Origin of the sequence: Stappia albiluteola, from assembly GCF_014050225.1 — a bacterium.
GTDB lineage: Bacteria > Pseudomonadota > Alphaproteobacteria > Rhizobiales > Stappiaceae > Hongsoonwoonella > Hongsoonwoonella albiluteola.
This window is the reverse complement of sequence record NZ_JACFXV010000044.1, coordinates 93,838-111,646: the sequence shown is the minus strand read 5'-3', so window position 1 is coordinate 111,646 and position 17,809 is coordinate 93,838. Positions and strand designations below refer to the sequence as shown.

The window sequence follows — 17,809 nt, the reverse complement described above, 5'->3', positions numbered from 1 at the left end:
AGGGAGGACTGGGAGCGATGGATCTCGGCGCGAAACTCAAGGGCAAACGGGTGCTGATCACCGGCGCGTCCGGCGGCATCGGCGCCCATCTGGCACGCGTTTCGGCGCGCTGCGGCGCAAGGGTTGCAATCGCCGCCCGCCGGCAGGACAAGCTGGAGGAACTGGCGAAGGAGCTTCTGGACCTCGGCGCCGAACGCGCGCTGGTGAGCTTTCTCGACGTGAGCGAGGAAGAATCGGTCGAAGCGTGCCTGTCCGGGGTCGTTGCGGCCTTCGACGGGCTCGACGTGCTGGTCAACAATGCCGGCGTAGCGCGCGATGCCATGGCGCTCGACCAGAATGCCGAGGATTTCGACGCGGTTCTCGACGTGAACCTCAGGGGCGTCTGGCTGATGGCGACCGCCGCCGGCCGGCACTGGCGGGCAAGCGGCACGCCCGGCTCGATCATCAACATCGCCTCGATCCTCAGCGAAAGGGTCGCCAAGGCGGTTGCCGCCTATGCGGTCTCCAAGGCCGGCGTGGTGCAAATGACCAAGGCGCTGGCCCTGGAACTTGCCCGCCACGACATCCGCGTCAATGCGATCGAGCCCGGCTACTTCGCAACGGAGATCAATGCCGGTTTCTTTGAAACGCCGGCGGGCGAGACGATGATCAAGCGTATCCCGATGCGCAGGATCGGCGCGATGGACGAACTGGACGGCCCCTTCCTTCTGCTGGCCACGGATGCCTCGCGCTTCATGACCGGGGCGGCCATACCCGTCGATGGCGGCCATCTCGTTTCCTCGCTCTGACCCAGGACAAAGCCCATGGACTTTACCCTCGACCCTCGTCACGACGGGCTCCGCCGCAAGGTTCGCGCCTTTGTCGAGGAGCATATCCTGCCGCTGGAATCCGACCCGGCGAGCTTCAACGAGCACGAGAACATCAAGATGAGCCTGCGCGACGAGGTTCGCGCCAAGGCGAAGGCCGCGGGCCTGTGGGCGCCGCAAATGCCGCAGTCGCGCGGCGGCCTCGGCCTGCCGATGGTCGGGCAGGCGGTCTTCTACGAGGAGGCCAATCGCTCGATCTTCGGGCCGTCCTGCTTCAACTGCGCGGCGCCGGACGACGGCAACATGCGCACGCTGGAAATGGTCGGCACCGAAGCGCAGAAGGAAAAATGGCTGCAGCCGATCATCGACGGCACGGTCAATTCCAGCTTCGTCATGACGGAGCCGCATCCCGGCGGCGGCTCGGATCCGTCGATGATCCAGACGAAGGCCGAAAGATACGGCGACAAGTGGCGCATCACGGGCCGCAAATGGTTCATCTCCGGCGCGGCCGTCGCCAGGCATTTCATTTTGATGGCGCGCACCGATCCGAACCCGCAGGAAACGCGCCGGCACCTCACCGCTTTCCTGTTCCATGCCGAGCAGCCCGGCTGGCACATCGTCCGCCGCATCCGCAACATGGGCCCGGACGAACATGGCGGCGTCTGCGAGCTGCAGTTCGACGGACTGGAAATTCCGGACGAGAACCGCCTCATGGAGGTCGGCGACGGCCTGCGCCTCACCCAGATCCGCCTTGGCCCGGCGCGTCTCACCCATTGCATGCGCTGGCTCGGCCTCGCCAAGCGGTCGATGGAGATCGCGCAGGCCTATGTATCGAGCCGCGAGGGTTTCGGCATCCGTCTGGCGGATCGGGAATCCGTGCAGTTGAAGCTTGGCGAGGTCGCGCACGACATCCAGATCGGCCGCCTGCTCGTCATGCATGCCGCCTGGAAGCTCGACCAGGGCGACAAGGCGCGCCAGGAGGTGTCCTCCGCCAAGATCCATGTCGCCGACACGCTGCACAAGGCGGTCGATACCGCGATCCAGCTCAACGGCGCGCGCGGTTATTCGGGCGATACGGTGCTTGAATGGATCTATCGCTATGCGCGTGCCGCGCGCCTCGTCGATGGCGCTTCGGAGGTGCACAAGATGGTGCTGGCGCGATCCTACGCCAAACTCGGCTCCGACTATTGGCAATGGGGCTGAGCCAGCCGCCACTCCTCCGAGACCCCGGCATCTTCCTCGCCCGGCTCGAGGCGGCTGCGCGCCGCCTCGAATTCCGCCTCGCCGGCAAGACGGGATAGCGCCCAGACGGCTGCCCCCCTGACCAGCGCCGCCTCGTCTGCCAGCAGACCCATGACCTGGGGCAGCAGGGTGCGGTCAGCCGAGTTTCCGGCGGCGATCAGCACGTTGCGCAGGAAACGGTTGCGCCCGATCCGCTTGATCGGCGACCCGGTGAAGAGCGCGCGAAACGCGGCATCGTCGAGAGCGAGAAGTTCGGCCAGCCGCGGCGCTTCGAGATCCTCTCGCGCCTGAAGCTTCGCCTCCCGCGCAACCACCGCGAACTTGTTCCACGGGCAGACGGCCAGACAATCGTCGCAACCATAGATGCGGTTGCCCATCGCCGCGCGAAACTCCGGCGCGATCGGCCCCTTGTGCTCGATGGTGAGATAGGAAATGCAGCGCCGCGCATCGATCCGGTAGGGCGCGGTGAAAGCCTCCGTCGGACAGGCCGCAAGGCAGGCGCGGCAGGAGCCGCAATGATCGACTTCCGCCTCGTCGGCCGGAAGATCGAGCGTGGTGAAGATCTCGGCAATGAAGAACCACGAGCCGAGCTCGCGCGATACGAGATTGGTATGCTTGCCCTGCCAGCCGAGACCGGCCCTGGCCGCAAGCGGCTTTTCCATCACCGGTGCCGTATCGACGAAGACCTTCACCTGCGGCGCTGTGCCGTCCTCGCCGGACGCGGCGTCGCGGGCGCGCGAAAGAAGGAACTGCGCCAGTTCCTTCAGCTTCCCCTTCATGATGTCGTGATAGTCGCGGTTGCGCGCGTAGACGGAAATCGTCGCGACATCCGGCCGGCCGAGCGTCGCGTTGGCCTCGCCGTCCGGGCCATAGCTCATCGCAAGCACGATGGCGGTCTTCGCTTCCGGCCAGAGGGCCTGCGGAGTGGAGCGCCGCTCGCGCGTCTCCGCCATCCAGTCCATGCTGCCGTGATGGCCGGCCTCGATATAGGCGGCGAGGCGTTGCCCGTGCGCGGCGTCGAGCCGGGCGGGCGCGATACGGCAGAGATCGAAACCGAGATCGTGCGCCTTGCGTTGCAGGGCGTCCTTGAGCTTTTGCGCGGCGCGCGGGGTCAGAAGTCCAGGTCCTCGTAGGTCGGCGACGGCGGCATGCCCAGGATCTTCTCCGCCAGCAGCGGCCGGAAGCTCGGGCGCGACTTGATGCGCGCGTACCAGGCTTTCACGTTGTCCTCTTCCGCCCATGGCACTTCGCCCAGATAGTCGGCGCAGGAAAGCTCGGCGGCGACGGCGAAGTCCGCGAAACTCAGGCGGTCGCCGGAGAGCCAGTTGCGCGTGGCGGCAAGATAGCCGAAATAGCGCATGTGGTGGTGGATATTGGTGCGGGCAGCACGCAAGACGGCCGAGTCGGGCGCTCCGCCGCCCGCCGACGAGGGCATCTCCTGCTTGTACACGCGTTCGCGCACGAAGGGACCGACGACTTCCTGATCGAGCTTGGCGACGGCCCAGTCGACGAGCCTGCGCGTTTCGGCGCGGGCGTCCGGATGGTCCGGCATCAGCCGGCGGTTGCCAACCGCATAGCCGCGTGTCTCGTCGATATATTCCATGATCGCGAAGACGCCGCAGATCGCCGGACCGTCATTTTCCCGCAATACCGGCACTGTACCGGCAGGATTGAGGAGCAGGAAATCGCGGCGGCGCTCCCATGGGCGCTCGACCTGCAGTTCCGTCTTGGCACCGTATTCGGCGAGAATCAGCCGCACGAAGCGCGCGGACGGCGAAAACGGGTGGTGGAACAGGGTCAGCATGAGGGTGATGGTAACCCGTTCGGTCGGAACAAGCGATGGTACGCGCAAATGCCGATATGCAGATATCTTGCGGCGCTACCGAAGCCCCGTATAGTCCGCGCGGGGGAATCAGACAATATGCCATTCAGGAAACTCACAGACGCCGGCGCTGCATGTCGCGAAATGCCGTTTGTCGAGCCCTACCGTAAGATCGGCGCGGAGACCGCTTTCGAATGACGTCAGACACGATCGCCGGCGCCCTGATTCTCGGTCTCGTCGAGGGGCTCACGGAATTCATCCCCGTCTCCTCCACCGGCCATATCCTGCTCCTGGGTCATTTCATCGGCTTTAACAGCACCGGCAAGACCTTCGAGGTGCTGATCCAGCTTGGCGCGATCCTCGCGATCCTGACGGTTTATTTCTCCCGCCTGCTGAACATCGCCCGCAACCTGCCGAGCGATCCCGTCGCCCAGCGCTTCACCATCGGCGTCGTCATGGCCTTCCTGCCGGCCGCGTTCGTCGGCGTTCTGGCCCATTCCTTCATCAAGACGGTGCTGTTCGAATCGCCTGCGCTGATCTGCTCGACGCTCGTGATCGGCGGGGTGATCCTGCTCCTCATCGATCGAATGAGCTTCAGCCCCAGATACACGGAAGCCATGGACTATCCGGTTTGGCTCTGCCTCGCGATCGGCTGTTTCCAGACGCTGGCCCTCATTCCGGGCGTTTCGCGCTCCGGCGCCACCATCGCCGGGTCCCTGCTGCTTGGCACCGACAAGCGCTCGGCGGCGGAGTTTTCCTTCTTTCTGGCCATTCCGACGATGAGCGGAGCCTTCGCCTACGACCTTTACAAGAACCGGTCGGCGCTGACCTTCGACGATGCCACGGTCATCGCCGTCGGCTTCGTCGCGGCCTTCGTGGCGGCCGTCTTCGTCGTGCGCGGGCTCTTGTCCTTCGTCTCCAGGCATGGCTTCGCGCCGTTCGCCTGGTGGCGGATCGCGATAGGACTCGTCGGCTTCGCCCTGCTGCACTTTCTGGGCTGAGCCGGCTTACGCCCGATAGGTCGCCGCCATCGCTTCCAGACTTCGGGCAAGCTTCTCGCGGAGATCCAGCGGCTTCAGCAATTCGGCTCCTGGCCCAAGCCAGCGGATCAGCGCGAAAAGCTCCCGCTCCGTCGGGTTCGGAATACCAATCAGCGTGTCGCCACTCGCCAGCCGGGTGAAGGCCGCGTGCCGGTAGAACCAGTCGCGCGCCAGGGTCTCCGCCTGTTCCGGTGTCACGCGGATTTCCGCGATATCGCCATCACTCTCCCAACGCCGCATGGCGCTTGCCAGCCAGGTGCGGCCAAGGTGATCGGCAATGTTGAAATCCTTCGGCGGGCGGAAGGAAATTCCAGCGACCTCGATCTCGATCACCCGGTCGGCGCGGAAAATGCGCGCCTCCGTTTCATCGACGCTGCGGCCGACGAGATACCACCGGTCACGATCGAACAGCACCCCATGCGGTTCCACCTCGTAATCGCGCACGCGCCCGCGATAGGGATTCTCATGGCGGAAACGGACGCGCCTCGCCGCCAGCAGCGCCTCCAGGAACCGGTCGACGGCGACCTGCATGTTGCCCCGCTCCACGGTCTGCTTCTCGCTGTGGAAGATATCGACCGGCGCCTGCTCGATGCCGACCACCCGGCCGCCCTCGATCAGGAGCTCCCTTGCGCGTCTCGGCAGTGCGGCCAGCAGCTTGCGCTCGGCAGTGTCGAGATCGGCGGAAAGCGGCGTCGCCTTCAATCCGCGGACCAGCGCCAGGGCGACGAGCAAGGAGGCGGTCTCATTCAACGTCAGCGCCACAGGCGGCTGGATATAGTCCTTGGCAAGCCGGTAGCCGCCTTCCGCCCCGCGCTCCGCATCGACCGGAATGCCCAGCGAAAGCAGGCGGTCCATGTCGCGATAGATGGTACGCAGGCTGACCTCGAAGCGGCGCGACAGCTCGGTCGCCGTCACCAGCTTGCCGCCCGTCAGCATCAGCAGGATGCCCAGCGCCCGGTCGATCGGATTCATGGTTTCTCCCTCTCGCCACCCATCAATACAAAAAAACCGCATCCTGGAACAGACCGTGATCAAACCTGACTCACTGCTGGCAGGATTGATCCGTCATTCTGCGCTCAAGACGGCGGCAGGAGAGATGGCAAGTAGCCGGACATCCTTCCCAAGCTCTTGTTTTGAAGGGCATTCAGGAAAAGGGGTGCATATCCCCGAACATGGAGGCAGACGATGACATCGCGAAGCATATCCCGGCCGATCGGCCTGCTGCGCATCGGCGGCTGGACGGCGACGATCGTGACCGCAATCAGCCGGCCGCTCGGCCTTTCCATCCGCAGCTACCGCACCCGGCGCGCGCTGGACGCTCTGGACGACCGCATGCTGAAGGATATCGGCCTCGCCCGCGGATATGAGGGCTACGAGCGCATCGACGAAATGACCGGCCGGCGCCGGCTCCGGCGCTGACATGAAGATTTCCAGGTCGAAACGAGATCGGGCGCCGGAAGGACACCGGCGCCCGATCTTTCATTCATCTCGATGTCGCGGTCTGGCTCAGGCGGCGCGATGGGCGTCGAACTGGCCGCGCACGCGGAAGCGCTCCAGATAGGTCGGCAGGATCGCCGCCAGCGTCCGCGCCTCGATGGAAAGGCCATCGAGCGTCCGGCTCTCGGCAATCGCCGCCTGCGAGACAACATTGTCCGATTTCAGGAGCGTCACCTGATCGGGCGTGATCGGCGCGCTCGGCAGCAGGCTCAGGATACGCGCCTGCATCATTGCCACGCCGAAGGGGATCGGCAGCAGCAGGCGCTTGCGGCGCACGATCTCCAGCATCAGCTCCATGCATTCGCGGAAGGTCTTGATGTCGGGGCCGCCCAGTTCATAGATCGTGCCGGCCTTCGCCTCGCCGGTCGCCGCCTTGGCCACGGCATCCGCGACATCGCCCACGAAAACCGGCTGGAACTTCGTCTCGCCGCCGCCGATCAGCGGCAGGACGGGAGACATGCGCGCCATCGCCCCGAAACGGTTGAAGAACTCGTCCTCCGGCCCGAAGACCACCGACGGCCGCAGCACGACCGACTGCGGCAGCGTCTCGAAGATCGCCTGTTCGCCAGCGGCCTTGCTGCGCGCATAGCCGGATTGCGAAGTCGCATCCGCGCCGATGGCGGAGATATGCGTCACCGCCGAAAGTCCCGCCGCGCGGGCGGCTTCCGCGATCGCGCGCGGTCCGAAGGCCTGCACCGCATCGAAGCTCTGGGCGCCGGAGGGGTTCATGATGCCGACGCAATTGACGACGGCGTCCGCCTTCTCGATCGCCCGGTCGACCGACCAGCGATAGCGCAGGTTCGCCTGCACCGGCATGATCTGTCCCGGCATGCCGAGCGGCTGGACATGTTCTGCAAGGTCCGGCCGGCGTACCGCCACCCGGATGCGATAGCCGCGCCGCGCCAGCGCGCGCACCACGTGCCGCCCGATGAAGCCCGATCCGCCGAATACCGTGACGAGCTTTCCGTTTACCGGCGCGTTTGCCGACCCGTTCCCCGCTATGGCCATGCCTGCCGCTCCCTTGCCGCATCCGGCTGTTCCGCCGGATCGAATTCCGAAGTCAAACCGCGCCTTGCACCATGCCGGAGCCGGCATGGAAAAAGGCCCGCGCAATCCCTGTCCACAGGGGAAAAGGATCGGCCCTGCGCTCTCTTATCCCCTGCATCGCGTGCTGTGAAGGCACGTTGTGCATGAAAAGCATTTTGTCGCCAAACACTCGTTGACAAGGCCGGGAGCGATGCTTAGAAGCTCCCCTCACGTGCCCAGGTGGCGGAATTGGTAGACGCACTAGCTTCAGGTGCTAGCGCTCGCAAGGGCGTGGAGGTTCGAGTCCTCTCCTGGGCACCAAATCATGGTTTCAGACGATCCAATTCAGTCTGAAATCTCGCAAAAAGGTCCGGTTTTCCGGGCCTTTTTTCGTTTTCAGCGTCCGACGTCATCCAATGACGTGTGTTGGTATCCGGCGCATTTGTTGGTATCTTTTCGGAGAAAGACCAACATTTAGGTCTTTCCTGCATTGTTGGAGACCAACAAATGCCGTTGACCGATGCCAAGATCCGAAACCTGAAAACTCCGGAAACGGAGAAAAAAATCAGCGATGGCCATGGCTTATATCTGCTTCTGAAGCCAGCAGGCGGCAGACTGTGGCGCGTGGCCTACAGGTTTGGCGGGAAGCAAAAGGCACTGGCGCTGGGCCAATATCCGCATGTAAGCCTTGCGGAGGCCCGTCAGAAACGGGACGCGGCGAAAGACCTTCTCGCGAAAGGGGTCGATCCTTCACAGCAGGTCAAAGTCGACAAGGCAATGGCCGCGCTGGCAAGCGGCAACATCTTCGATGTGATCGCTGATGAGTTCCTGGCAAAGGTGACGCGCGACGGTTTGGCGGAAACAACGCTGATGAAAAAGCGCTGGCTTCTGGACTTGGCGCGGCCGGACCTTGGACGCCGCCCTATCACTGCAATTACCGCCTCTGAAATCCTTGTGGCATTGCGAAAGGTGGAAGCACAGGGCAACTACGAGACCGCTCGCCGCTTGCGCGCGACAATTGGCCAAGTGTTCCGATATGCGATTGCAACAGCTAGGGCGGACAATGATCCGACCTTCGGATTACGTGGTGCCCTTACCACTCCGAAGGTCACTCACAGAGTTGCAATAACCGATTGGCAACGGCTTGCAGGACTGGTCCGCACGATCTGGGAATATGAAGGGGCTCTTGAAACCCGCGCTGCCCTGAAACTAATGGCCTTGCTTTATCCAAGGCCGGGTGAGCTACGGCAAGCCAATTGGGAAGAGTTTGAACTGGATAAGGGCGTCTGGACGATCCCCGCGACGCGAACCAAAATGCGCAAGGAACATCGAAAACCTCTGCCAGTCGCCGCAGTCGATATTCTTCGCGACCTCTACAAACTGACCGGAACACGCGATCTGGCTTTTCCATCAATTTCAGCGCCTGCACGCCCGATAAGCGAAAACACATTGAACGCGGCCTTGCGCCGGATGGGCTTCACAAAAGAGGAAATGACATCCCACGGCTTTCGGGCGACTGCCTCAACGTTGTTAAACGAAAGCGGCAAATGGAACCCGGACGCTATCGAAGCGGAACTGGGGCACGTTGGAGCGGACGAAGTGCGGCGAGCATACCACCGGGCTACTTATTGGGAAGAACGAGTTGCCATGGCTGCGTGGTGGAATAGCGAGATATTGAACCTCATGAGGTAAGAGACGAAAAACTATAATCCTTACCGGCAAACGCAAGTATTTTACATACAGCCTACGCACGCTATGCTGGCAAATTACCAAAATGGGATGCGCGCGTCCAATGTCCGACATATCTTACTGGAAATACGTGGACGTTTTCACTATCCACCAAGCTGCTTGCCTTTGGGGTGGTATGGACCCAGCAAGGAACTCCAAGTGGAGTTCGACTTTATCAAGCCAAGTGATTGCAATTAAACAGATGCTCGTTGGCGCCGCTATCAGTGGCGAATTAAATGCGGATTCATCGCGCAATTATTCGGCAAGCATTGGCGATTTATCGGACAGCCTAGTATCACGCGCGGATTTAATAGAGTTCGCACGACAAAAGGAACTCTTTCCAGCGTTCCTTTTTGATACGTTCCTAACTGAACACATCGGCATTGCGGAATCGATTTCACCGAACAAGGACCCTTTGGACGAGTTACTGGACACGTTGACCAAAGTCCCTTTTACCCCGCCCCCACCGCGTGCTGAGCCTATTAACAATAAGAATCCGAAATCCTTGCCGGCACCAAAGCCAAATGAAAAAAATCGCGGGGGACGCCCCCAAGAGTATGATTGGGACAGTTTCACTATGGAAATCGTCCGGCTCGCAAACGGACTAGACGGTCTACCGGATAAGCAAGCAGACTTGATTCGCATGATGCTTCAGTGGTTCACCGACACCTATGGCGCCGAACCTGCAGAAAGTAGCGTGAAAGAGAGAGTTTCTAAGATTTACAATTACTTAGAGAAGGCCAAAAACCCTTCCGGCTGAGTTTTTGGCCTTTCCGGCTTTCTGGCCACGAGAAGTTTGGCAGTCGTTATCCGTCATCACCGGACGGAAAAGAATCATGCCGGACCACAGCGAACTTCCCCAATCAGGTTTCCTTCGCCTGTCATCCATCCTTGCTCCCAATGGGCCCATTCCCGTTAGTAAATCGACGTGGTGGGCGGGAATAAAGGATGGCCGCTTCCCAAAGCCTGTGAAACTGGGCCCCCGCATCACCGTCTGGCGCGTTGAAGATATCCGCGCGCTGATCGAAAACGGGGCCGCCTAGGATGGCTCGTAAGCGCCCTGCCTGGCGTCGGATAAAGATTCATCGCAGCTATACCGTGGATGAAACCTCCCGCGTGCTGGGGATCGCCAAGGGGACCGTGCGGCGGTGGCTCAAGTCGGGCCTGCCATCGCTTGCCGATCAAAGGCCAACTTTGATCCTCGGCAGCGACTTGGTTGAATTCGGAAAGCGGCAATCCAAAGCGAAGCAGAAATGCCGGTTGGACGAATGCTTTTGCTTTTCCTGCCGTACGCCAAAACGCCCTGCATTCGGGGAAGCCGAATATATCCCGATGACACCGACAAACGGCAACCTGCGCGCCCTTTGCGAGACATGCGCGACGGTCATGCACAAGCGCATATCCAATGCCAATCTGAAAGCGCTCAGGGGGATTTTGGACGTGACGATCATGCAGGCAGAAGAACGCATAAGCGATAGCGGGAAACCCTGCCTGAATGATTACTTGAAGAAGGAGCCCAAACCCCATGCGTAAGCATCATCCGAAAAACGAACGGATCAAGCGTCAATATCTAGCCTATCTGGAAGAAGCCAAGCGGATGTCGGTGAAGAGCACGGATCAGGTCGCGGCAGCAATCGCCGTGTTCGAAGCCTCGACCGGCTACAAGGATTTTGCCCAATTCCATATCGAGCAAGCACGTAAGTTCAAGCGCCAGCTTAACGACCAAATCAACCCGGATACGGGCAAGCCATTGGCCAAGGCGACGATCCATTCCCGCCTCATGGCGCTGAAGGCCTTCTTCCATTGGCTCGCCGGGCAACCGGGTTACAAATCCCGTATCAGCTATTCGGACGCCGACTATTTCAATCCTTCCGCCAATGACAGCCGGATCGCGACGGCAAGGCGGGAAAGGCCTGTACCCAGCGCCGAACAAATTCGCCATGTCATTTTTTCGATGAAAGCGGTAAGCGATATCGAGAAGCGCAACCGCGCGCTGATCACCTTCGCCTATCTGACAGGTATGCGTGATGACGCAATGGCTTCGCTTTCGATCCGCCATGTGGATATGGACCGGCGCACGGTCGATCAGGATGCGCGAAGCGTGCGCACCAAGAACCGCAAGACCATCCATTCGTGGTTCTTTCCGGTCGGCAAGGATATCGAACAGATTGTCATCGAGTGGATCGATTTCCTGAAGACTGAAAAACTGTTTGGGCCGGACGATCCGCTGTTCCCGGCAACGGAAATCGGCTTGAACGCCGACGGCCTATTTGCGGCGAAGGGGCTATCGCGCGAACATTGGAAAAACGCCGACCCGATCCGCAAGATCTTCCGGCAGGCATTTGAGGCGGCTGACCTGCCCTATTTCAACCCGCATTCCTTCCGCAATACGCTGGCCCAAATCGGCGAGCGCATGTGCAAAACGCCGGAATATTTCAAAGCCTGGAGCCAGAACCTTGGCCATGAGCGCGTGCTGACGACCCTCATCAGCTACGGCGCCGTGGCGAGCCATCGGCAGGCGGAGATTATGGCCAACTTAGCGACGTCGGCGTCAGGCAATCGCCGCTACTGTTTCGAAGACAATATCGATGCACTTGCCGAATTCTTGTTGGAAAATATTAAGGCCCATCATGGAAAATAAGCCGAATTCAATCAAGAATGACAATTATATGCCGCATATGCTCTGGCTTGTATGGAACACTCTGATCTCCTTGTATTGACTAACGCAATCCGATTCAAGCAAATCATGAGCCAACAAATAGCGAAACGATATCTCACCGAAATCGACCAACTTGGTAAGCTCTACGGTTCCACTAAAAAATAATTCATCCGCCCGGCCTTTCGCCGTTTGCTCGATGTCCGGGGCGCGACCAATGAGTGCGTCTTTCTGGAAGAGACACGTTATCAGACACCAGCGACGAACATCGAATGTAAGCCTTGGCTGGGCAAGTCACAAATTTTGAACGTAAAACACGTTGAGTACTGCCTTCGAGGAACTCTAGATTGCGATGGTAGGGAATCACGGAGCAAAAATGAGAAATCTCAACATCAGCAATTTCATTTGGAACATTGCCGACGATGTCCTGCGTGACGTGTACGTCCGCGGCAAATACCGCGATGTGATTCTGCCAATGACCGTTATTCGTCGTCTCGACGCAGCGCTGGAGCCGACGAAGGAAGCGGTACTCACTATGAAGGCTCAACTCGACAAGGCTGGGGTTGCAAACCAGCATGCCGCCCTGTGTCAGGCATCAGGCGAGGCATTTTACAACACCTCTCAGTTTCGCCTCCGCGATTTGACTTCTAGAGGGCGCCACCAGCAGCTGAAGGCCGATTTCGAGGCGTATCTCGACGGCTTTTCGCCGAACGTTCAGGAAGTGCTAGATAAGTTTAAATTCCGCAACCAGATACCCACGCTCGTCGAGGCGGACGTCCTAGGCTTCCTGCTCGTAAAATTTCTCGATCCCTCTGTCAATTTGAGCCCAAAGCCGATCCTGCACCAAGATGGAAGTGTCCGGCTACCCGGTCTCGACAACCACTCAATGGGCACGATCTTCGAGGAGCTCATCCGCCGATTCAACGAAGAGAACAATGAGGAGGCAGGAGAGCACTTCACGCCGCGCGACGTGGTAGAGCTCATGGCCTACCTTATCTTCATGCCGATCGCCGACGACATTCAGTCGGGAACATACCTCGTTTATGACGGGGCCTGCGGCACGGGGGGCATGCTGACGGTAGCGGAAGAAACGCTGATCAAGCTGGCAACAGAACACGGGAAGGAAGTTTCGGTTCACCTCTACGGTCAAGAGGTGAACCCCGAGACTTTTGCCATCAGCAAGGCCGACCTGATCCTGAAGGGAGAAGGCGTCGAGGCCGAAAACATGAAATTCGGGTCGACTTTGTCGGCAGACGCGTTCCCGTCTCACGAATTCGACTTCATGCTGTCCAATCCCCCCTACGGCAAGTCCTGGAAGACCGACTTGGAGCGCATGGGAGGGAAAAAGGAACTGCGTGATCCTCGTTTCGTGATCGAGCACGGTGGAGATCCTGAGTTCAGCCTGATAACCCGGTCGAGCGATGGCCAGATGGTGTTCCTGGCTAACATGCTCAGCAAGATGAAGAAGGCTTCTCCGCTGGGGAGCCGCATCGCCGAGGTGCACAATGGGTCCTCGCTGTTCACTGGGGATGCGGGTTCCGGTGAAAGCAACGTCCGCCGCTGGATCATCGAGAAAGACTGGCTCGAAGCCATCATCGCCCTGCCGCTGAACATCTTCTACAACACAGGTATCGCGACCTACATTTGGGTCCTGAGTAATCGCAAGGCTGAGAGCCGCAAGGGCAAGGTGCAGCTCATCGACGCCACCGCCTGGTTCAAGCCACTGCGTAAAAATCTCGGGAAAAAGAACTGTGAGCTTGGTGCCGACGATATCAAGCGCATTTGTGACGCGTTGCTCCAGCAGAAGGAAGACGAGGCGTCGAAGGTCTTCCCGAACGACGCGTTTGGCTACCGGAAGATCACGGTAGAGCGTCCCTTGCGCCTGAAGACGGAGCTGACGGACGGCGCCTTGCGGCGATTCCGCAAGGCGTGCGCAGAAGCGGGTGAAGATGATCTCGTCCGCGCAGTCGAGGCGGTAGCGGAGGCTCGCGGCCCCGGCCCGCATCTGGATTTCAACGCCTTCGTTGCCCAGGTGGAGGATGCCGCCAGCTCATTGGGCCTTCGAATGACGGCCAAGCGGCAGAAGCTGCTCATGTCGGCGCTCGGCCAGAAGGATGCCGCTGCGGAACCGGTGATCCGCAAGACCTCGAAGCCGAAGGCCGGATCAGATGCGGCGCAGGACGCGCTCTACGGAAGCTACCACATGACGATCGGCGGCAAGCCGACCGTCGTGGAGTACGAGCCCGACACGGAACTGCGGGACACCGAGCAGGTGCCTTTCCTAGAAGAAGGGGGCATCGAAGCGTTCTTCCAACGGGAGGTATTGCCCCATGCCTTTGATGCGTGGATCGATGCCTCAAAAACGGTGGTCGGATACGAAATCTCTTTCACGCGACATTTCTACAGGCCGCAGCCCTTGCGCACGCTCGACGAGATCGAAGCGGATATTCGAGCGCTGGAGAAAGAGACGGAGGGCTTGCTCGAAGACGTCCTCGTGGGAGGACGTTAGGCATGGCGACACAGCGATATTCCGTCACTCCTCATCCGATCGAGACGCTTCTTACGTGGGTGAAGTCCGGCGAGATTGCGATTCCCGAGATCCAGCGCCCTTTCGTGTGGGATGCGACCAAGGTCAGGAATCTGCTGGACTCCCTCTATCAGGGCTACCCGGTGGGCTACCTGATTGCCTGGAGGAATCCGTCGGTCCGGCTGAAGGATGGCTCCACATCCTCGGGCAAGCGCATCTTGATCGATGGTCAGCAACGTGTGACCGCGCTCATGGCCGCGTTGCTCGGCCGGGAAGTGCTGACCAAGGACTACGAAACTGTTCGTATCCGAATCGCCTTCCATCCCGTCGAGGAACGCTTCGAGGTCTCCAACCCGGCCATCCAGAAAGACGCCTCTTGGATTCCTGATCTGGCCGCAGTGTTTTCACCCGATGCCAGCCTGACAGAACTGACGGACGATTATGCGGAGCGAAACCCTGCTGCTGATCGCAAGCAGGTATCGCGCATCCTCGAACGCGTCCGGAAGATCATCAACAACCACGTAGGCATTATCGAGCTCGCTGAAGACCTCGACATCGAAACGGTTACGGAGATCTTCATTCGGGTGAACTCTGCCGGGGCTTCGCTCAGCCAGGCCGACTTCGCTATGTCAAAGATTGCGGCGAACGACGCCTATGGCGGCAACATGCTGCGCAAGGCCATTGACTATTTCTGCCATCTGGCGGTAGCACCCGAGTTCCTCTCGCGCATCGAGAAGGGGGACAAGGCTTTTGCCTCGTCGGAATTCCTCCCGAAAATGCGATGGCTGAAGGACGTCAACGATGACCTCTACGACCCTTCCTACACCGACATGCTGCGCGTGGCGTTCACGTCCGAGTTTCGGCGCGGCAAGCTGCAAGACCTTGTAGCCCTGCTGTCGGGGCGTAACTTCGAGACCAAGCAGTACGAGGAAGCTGTCGCTGAGGAGGCGTTCGCCCGCCTGAAGACGGGCGTTCTCAACTTCATCAACAAGACGCATTTCGACCGCCTGACAATGATCCTGCGCTCGGCCGGGTTCGTCACGTCGAATCTCATCCGCAGCCAGAACGCTATCAACTTCGCCTACATCCTCTACCTGCGCGGCCGCGCGGAGGGCATGCCGGCTGCCGACATCGAGCGGCTGGTGCGGCGCTGGTATGTCATGTCGCTGCTGAGGGGGCGCTACTCGGGCAGCCCCGAGACGGCGTTCGATTTCGATATCCGCCAGATCGAGGCGCGCGGTCTTGCGACCTATTGCGAGGCGGTAATCGATGCGGAGCTTCCCGAAAGCTTCTGGTCCACGCTGCTCCCGCAGGAGATGGATACCTCCTCGGCGTCCAGCCCCTATTTCCTCGTCTACCAGGCGGCACAGGTGAAGCTGGGGGATCTCGGCTTCCTGTCGCGGGATATCACCGTGCGCGACCTGTTGCTAAACCGCAGCGACGTGCATCACGTCTATCCGCGCAACCACCTGAAAAAACAGGGCATGGCGCGTGGGCGGTATAACCAGATCGCCAACTTCGTCCTCGCACAAAGCGAGATCAACATCGGCATCGGCGATAAGGCGCCCGAGCTCTACTTCGCCGAGCTCGCAGATCAATGTAACGGCGGTGCTAAGAAGTACGGCGGCATCACGGAAATGACGGAGATGCGGGCAAACCTCCGCATGAGTTGTCTGCCTGAGGCGCTGCTCGATGGGGAGATTCCCGATTTTGGCGACTTCCTTGAAGCGCGCCGGAAGCTAATGGCGGCAAAGATCAAAACCTACTTCGAGGGGCTTTGAGATGCAGCTGGGGCACACAACGCACCCGGAGGTGGTCACATGAGCAACAGTATGATCGACGCCCTTTCCCCCTTGGCGAGCCGCATGCCGCGTGTCGTGCGCGAGCACGAGGTGCTGCGTGTGGCCGGCGGGATGCCGGGCGACGATCCTGCTGCCATTGCCAACGCAGCGGTCGGAGAAATCCTCAGATGGGCGCAGAAGCGCTGTGGCGGCCAGTTGCCGCGCGAGGCCTGGCAGCGAGAGTCCTTTGACTATCTGTCGGGCGGGCGGAACAGCAGCTGCGTGCGCCTCCAGTCCGGTACGTCCGATCTTTGGGCCATCCGCACCGACGACCCTGATAAAACCGTCGCCGAACGGGTCTGGACCACCGAGGTGGTCGTCGGCCTGCTGCCCGACCAGCCCGCGAAGTTCAGCGCCCGACTGTTGGTCAGCACGCCCGAAGACGAACTACAGATCGAGCCGCACACGCCTGGTTTCATCCAACAGGTCGTACAGAAATGCAGGCTAATCAGCGGCCAGAAACAGCTCTCCGTCTCACCGACGGTCTATGAGACCGATGCAGACGCCGAAGACTTGATCGATGACCTGATCGATCCGTCCCGGCAACTGCCCATCTTCGTGGTGACCCTGGCCGAGAGCGGGCAGGCCGATCATCCAACGCTCGACACGGCAGCCCTCAGCCGCGCCATGCTTGGCATCGGGCATGTTGCACTTCTCCACCCCGCGGCGACCTGGCGGCTGACCGATCGGTTTGGCAAGTTCAAATCGGTCTTCGGAGGTGCAGCGCGTGTCTATCTGCCGGGCTTTTCCGATGACGCCGACCCCTACATCCACCGCCTAGTTCTCGCCAATCAGCTGGATACGGCCGAGGGCGCAGCGCGGGCAACGCGCTGGATGCAGCAGCTGGCCGCGCAGGAAAGTATTCTGCGAACAAAGCTCGGACGCGATGTGCTGCCCTTCGCGGCGATCCGCAACGCTAACCTGAAACTGCGCCAGCAAAACCTCCGGAACGAGGACGCCAGTGCCAGCGACCAGCTCGCAGCCGCAAACGACCGGATTGATGCGCTTGAAAAACAAGTCGCTTCGCTGGGCTCGGAACAGGACTATTACATTTCTGAATACGAGAAGGAGCGGGCACGCGCTGAACTCTCGGAGTCCCAAGCACAAAAATCCGCGTATCGCATTCAGCAACTGACAGACCTGCTCAAAGCGAGGGGCGATGACCCCGATCTGGACATTGCGATGCCTGCAAGCTGGCAGGAACTGCCCGCTTGGTGTGATGAACAGTTGGCAGGGCGACTGGTTCTGACACCGAACGCGCATCGCGGGGCACGGAATCCGGAATTTACAGATGTCGAGACAGCAGCGCACTGCCTGCTTTGGCTGGCGTCGAAATGTAGGGACCAACGCATCAATGGCGGGGGCGGATCGATTAACAACGTGACGATCATGGATGGTATCCAGAACGCCTCCTGTGGTGCGGACACCTATGAGTTCGACTGGAATGGCCGTAGGTTTTCAGCTGACTGGCACATCAAGAACGGCGGCAACACACGCGACCCGACGCGTTGTCTGCGCATCTACTACTGCTTTGACCCGCAAACGCAGCAGATAGTCGTGTCCGACATGCCTGCACACCGCCGGACAGGGGCAACATGAGCGAGAACAGGATCAGTAAAGGTGG

The 17,809-nt window shown here is 60.4% G+C and carries 16 protein-coding genes and 1 tRNA gene; 13 read left to right on the top strand and 4 right to left on the bottom strand.

Going from position 1 to position 17,809, the window contains the following annotated elements; translation table 11 throughout:
* Nucleotides 1–17: 17 nt before the first annotated feature.
* Both H2509_RS07835 and H2509_RS07830 read left to right on the top strand, forming a co-directional pair.
* Nucleotides 18–788: an SDR family NAD(P)-dependent oxidoreductase gene (locus H2509_RS07835; protein ID WP_182164045.1), complete on the top strand. Its 771-nt coding sequence runs from the start codon at nucleotides 18–20 to the stop codon at nucleotides 786–788.
* 15 nt (nucleotides 789–803) lie between these two features.
* Nucleotides 804–2,009, top strand: a complete 1,206-nt coding sequence (locus H2509_RS07830) for an acyl-CoA dehydrogenase family protein (protein WP_182164043.1) — start codon at nucleotides 804–806, stop codon at nucleotides 2,007–2,009.
* Here the strand turns inward: H2509_RS07830 and queG are convergent.
* Nucleotides 1,991–3,127, bottom strand: a complete 1,137-nt coding sequence (gene queG, locus H2509_RS07825; RefSeq protein ID WP_235974804.1) for a tRNA epoxyqueuosine(34) reductase QueG — start codon at nucleotides 3,125–3,127, stop codon at nucleotides 1,991–1,993. The two genes, H2509_RS07830 and queG, sit on opposite strands and share 19 nt — an antisense overlap.
* Nucleotides 3,128–3,159: 32 nt before the next feature.
* The gene (locus H2509_RS07820) at nucleotides 3,160–3,852 is read right to left on the bottom strand and encodes a glutathione S-transferase family protein (protein WP_182164041.1); all 693 of its coding nucleotides are present in this window, start codon (nucleotides 3,850–3,852) and stop codon (nucleotides 3,160–3,162) included.
* A gap of 212 nt (nucleotides 3,853–4,064) precedes the next feature.
* Here H2509_RS07820 and H2509_RS07815 point away from each other — a divergent pair, with 212 nt between their 5' ends.
* The gene (locus tag H2509_RS07815; RefSeq protein WP_182164039.1) at nucleotides 4,065–4,871 is read left to right on the top strand and encodes an undecaprenyl-diphosphate phosphatase; all 807 of its coding nucleotides are present in this window, start codon (nucleotides 4,065–4,067) and stop codon (nucleotides 4,869–4,871) included.
* A gap of 6 nt (nucleotides 4,872–4,877) precedes the next feature.
* Here the strand turns inward: H2509_RS07815 and H2509_RS07810 are convergent, their stop codons facing one another.
* The gene (locus tag H2509_RS07810; RefSeq protein ID WP_182164037.1) at nucleotides 4,878–5,882 is read right to left on the bottom strand and encodes a helix-turn-helix transcriptional regulator; all 1,005 of its coding nucleotides are present in this window, start codon (nucleotides 5,880–5,882) and stop codon (nucleotides 4,878–4,880) included.
* A gap of 213 nt (nucleotides 5,883–6,095) precedes the next feature.
* Here H2509_RS07810 and H2509_RS07805 point away from each other — a divergent pair, with 213 nt between their 5' ends.
* Nucleotides 6,096–6,329, top strand: a complete 234-nt coding sequence (locus H2509_RS07805) for a DUF1127 domain-containing protein (protein WP_182164035.1) — start codon at nucleotides 6,096–6,098, stop codon at nucleotides 6,327–6,329.
* Between the two features lie 87 nt (nucleotides 6,330–6,416).
* On the opposite strand, the gene H2509_RS07800 is transcribed toward H2509_RS07805, so the two are convergent.
* Entirely contained in the window at nucleotides 6,417–7,415 is a 999-nt protein-coding gene (locus H2509_RS07800) for a complex I NDUFA9 subunit family protein (RefSeq protein WP_182164033.1), read from the bottom strand.
* Nucleotides 7,416–7,667: 252 nt separating this feature from the next.
* On the opposite strand from H2509_RS07800, the gene H2509_RS07795 reads away from it, so the two are divergent.
* The 9 genes from H2509_RS07795 (at nucleotide 7,668) to H2509_RS07755 (ending at nucleotide 17,784) form a co-directional block, all read left to right on the top strand.
* Nucleotides 7,668–7,754, top strand: a tRNA-Leu gene (locus tag H2509_RS07795).
* A gap of 186 nt (nucleotides 7,755–7,940) precedes the next feature.
* Nucleotides 7,941–9,125 (top strand): tyrosine-type recombinase/integrase, encoded by a 1,185-nt coding sequence (locus tag H2509_RS07790; RefSeq protein ID WP_182164031.1) that lies wholly within the window; start codon nucleotides 7,941–7,943, stop codon nucleotides 9,123–9,125.
* Between the two features lie 100 nt (nucleotides 9,126–9,225).
* Complete coding sequence (locus tag H2509_RS07785) at nucleotides 9,226–9,921, top strand: hypothetical protein (RefSeq protein ID WP_182164029.1); 696 nt, start codon at nucleotides 9,226–9,228, stop codon at nucleotides 9,919–9,921.
* 76 nt (nucleotides 9,922–9,997) lie between these two features.
* Nucleotides 9,998–10,204 carry a helix-turn-helix transcriptional regulator gene (locus H2509_RS07780; protein ID WP_182164027.1) on the top strand — a complete coding sequence of 69 codons (207 nt, stop codon included), beginning with the start codon at nucleotides 9,998–10,000 and terminating at the stop codon, nucleotides 10,202–10,204.
* 1 nt (nucleotide 10,205) lies between these two features.
* Nucleotides 10,206–10,694: a helix-turn-helix domain-containing protein gene (locus H2509_RS07775; RefSeq protein ID WP_182164025.1), complete on the top strand. Its 489-nt coding sequence runs from the start codon at nucleotides 10,206–10,208 to the stop codon at nucleotides 10,692–10,694.
* A complete protein-coding gene (locus H2509_RS07770; protein WP_182164023.1) occupies nucleotides 10,687–11,802 on the top strand; it encodes a site-specific integrase in 1,116 nt (371 codons plus the stop codon). Before H2509_RS07775 ends, H2509_RS07770 begins: the two co-directional genes overlap by 8 nt.
* Before the next feature lie 391 nt (nucleotides 11,803–12,193).
* Nucleotides 12,194–14,326: a type I restriction-modification system subunit M gene (locus tag H2509_RS07765; protein WP_182164021.1), complete on the top strand. Its 2,133-nt coding sequence runs from the start codon at nucleotides 12,194–12,196 to the stop codon at nucleotides 14,324–14,326.
* 2 nt (nucleotides 14,327–14,328) lie between these two features.
* Nucleotides 14,329–16,125 (top strand): GmrSD restriction endonuclease domain-containing protein, encoded by a 1,797-nt coding sequence (locus tag H2509_RS07760; protein ID WP_182164019.1) that lies wholly within the window; start codon nucleotides 14,329–14,331, stop codon nucleotides 16,123–16,125.
* A 39-nt stretch (nucleotides 16,126–16,164) separates the two neighbouring features.
* Complete coding sequence (locus tag H2509_RS07755) at nucleotides 16,165–17,784, top strand: hypothetical protein (RefSeq protein ID WP_182164017.1); 1,620 nt, start codon at nucleotides 16,165–16,167, stop codon at nucleotides 17,782–17,784.
* Nucleotides 17,785–17,809 lie beyond the last annotated feature (25 nt).

Bases quoted from the DNA above. Each gene is read 5' to 3' on its own strand.
- H2509_RS07755 (WP_182164017.1), top strand. From the start codon at position 16,165: ATGAGCAACAGTATGATCGACGCCCTTTCCCCCTTGGCGAGCCGCATG.
- H2509_RS07835 (WP_182164045.1), top strand. From the start codon at position 18: ATGGATCTCGGCGCGAAACTCAAGGGCAAACGGGTGCTGATCACCGGC.
- H2509_RS07810 (WP_182164037.1), bottom strand. From the start codon at position 5,882: ATGAATCCGATCGACCGGGCGCTGGGCATCCTGCTGATGCTGACGGGC.
- H2509_RS07775 (WP_182164025.1), top strand. From the start codon at position 10,206: ATGGCTCGTAAGCGCCCTGCCTGGCGTCGGATAAAGATTCATCGCAGC.
- H2509_RS07820 (WP_182164041.1), bottom strand. From the start codon at position 3,852: ATGCTGACCCTGTTCCACCACCCGTTTTCGCCGTCCGCGCGCTTCGTG.
- H2509_RS07790 (WP_182164031.1), top strand. From the start codon at position 7,941: ATGCCGTTGACCGATGCCAAGATCCGAAACCTGAAAACTCCGGAAACG.
- H2509_RS07770 (WP_182164023.1), top strand. From the start codon at position 10,687: ATGCGTAAGCATCATCCGAAAAACGAACGGATCAAGCGTCAATATCTA.
- H2509_RS07815 (WP_182164039.1), top strand. From the start codon at position 4,065: ATGACGTCAGACACGATCGCCGGCGCCCTGATTCTCGGTCTCGTCGAG.
- H2509_RS07800 (WP_182164033.1), bottom strand. From the start codon at position 7,415: ATGGCCATAGCGGGGAACGGGTCGGCAAACGCGCCGGTAAACGGAAAG.
- H2509_RS07760 (WP_182164019.1), top strand. From the start codon at position 14,329: ATGGCGACACAGCGATATTCCGTCACTCCTCATCCGATCGAGACGCTT.
- H2509_RS07830 (WP_182164043.1), top strand. From the start codon at position 804: ATGGACTTTACCCTCGACCCTCGTCACGACGGGCTCCGCCGCAAGGTT.
- H2509_RS07780 (WP_182164027.1), top strand. From the start codon at position 9,998: ATGCCGGACCACAGCGAACTTCCCCAATCAGGTTTCCTTCGCCTGTCA.
- H2509_RS07765 (WP_182164021.1), top strand. From the start codon at position 12,194: ATGAGAAATCTCAACATCAGCAATTTCATTTGGAACATTGCCGACGAT.
- H2509_RS07785 (WP_182164029.1), top strand. From the start codon at position 9,226: ATGTCCGACATATCTTACTGGAAATACGTGGACGTTTTCACTATCCAC.
- H2509_RS07805 (WP_182164035.1), top strand. From the start codon at position 6,096: ATGACATCGCGAAGCATATCCCGGCCGATCGGCCTGCTGCGCATCGGC.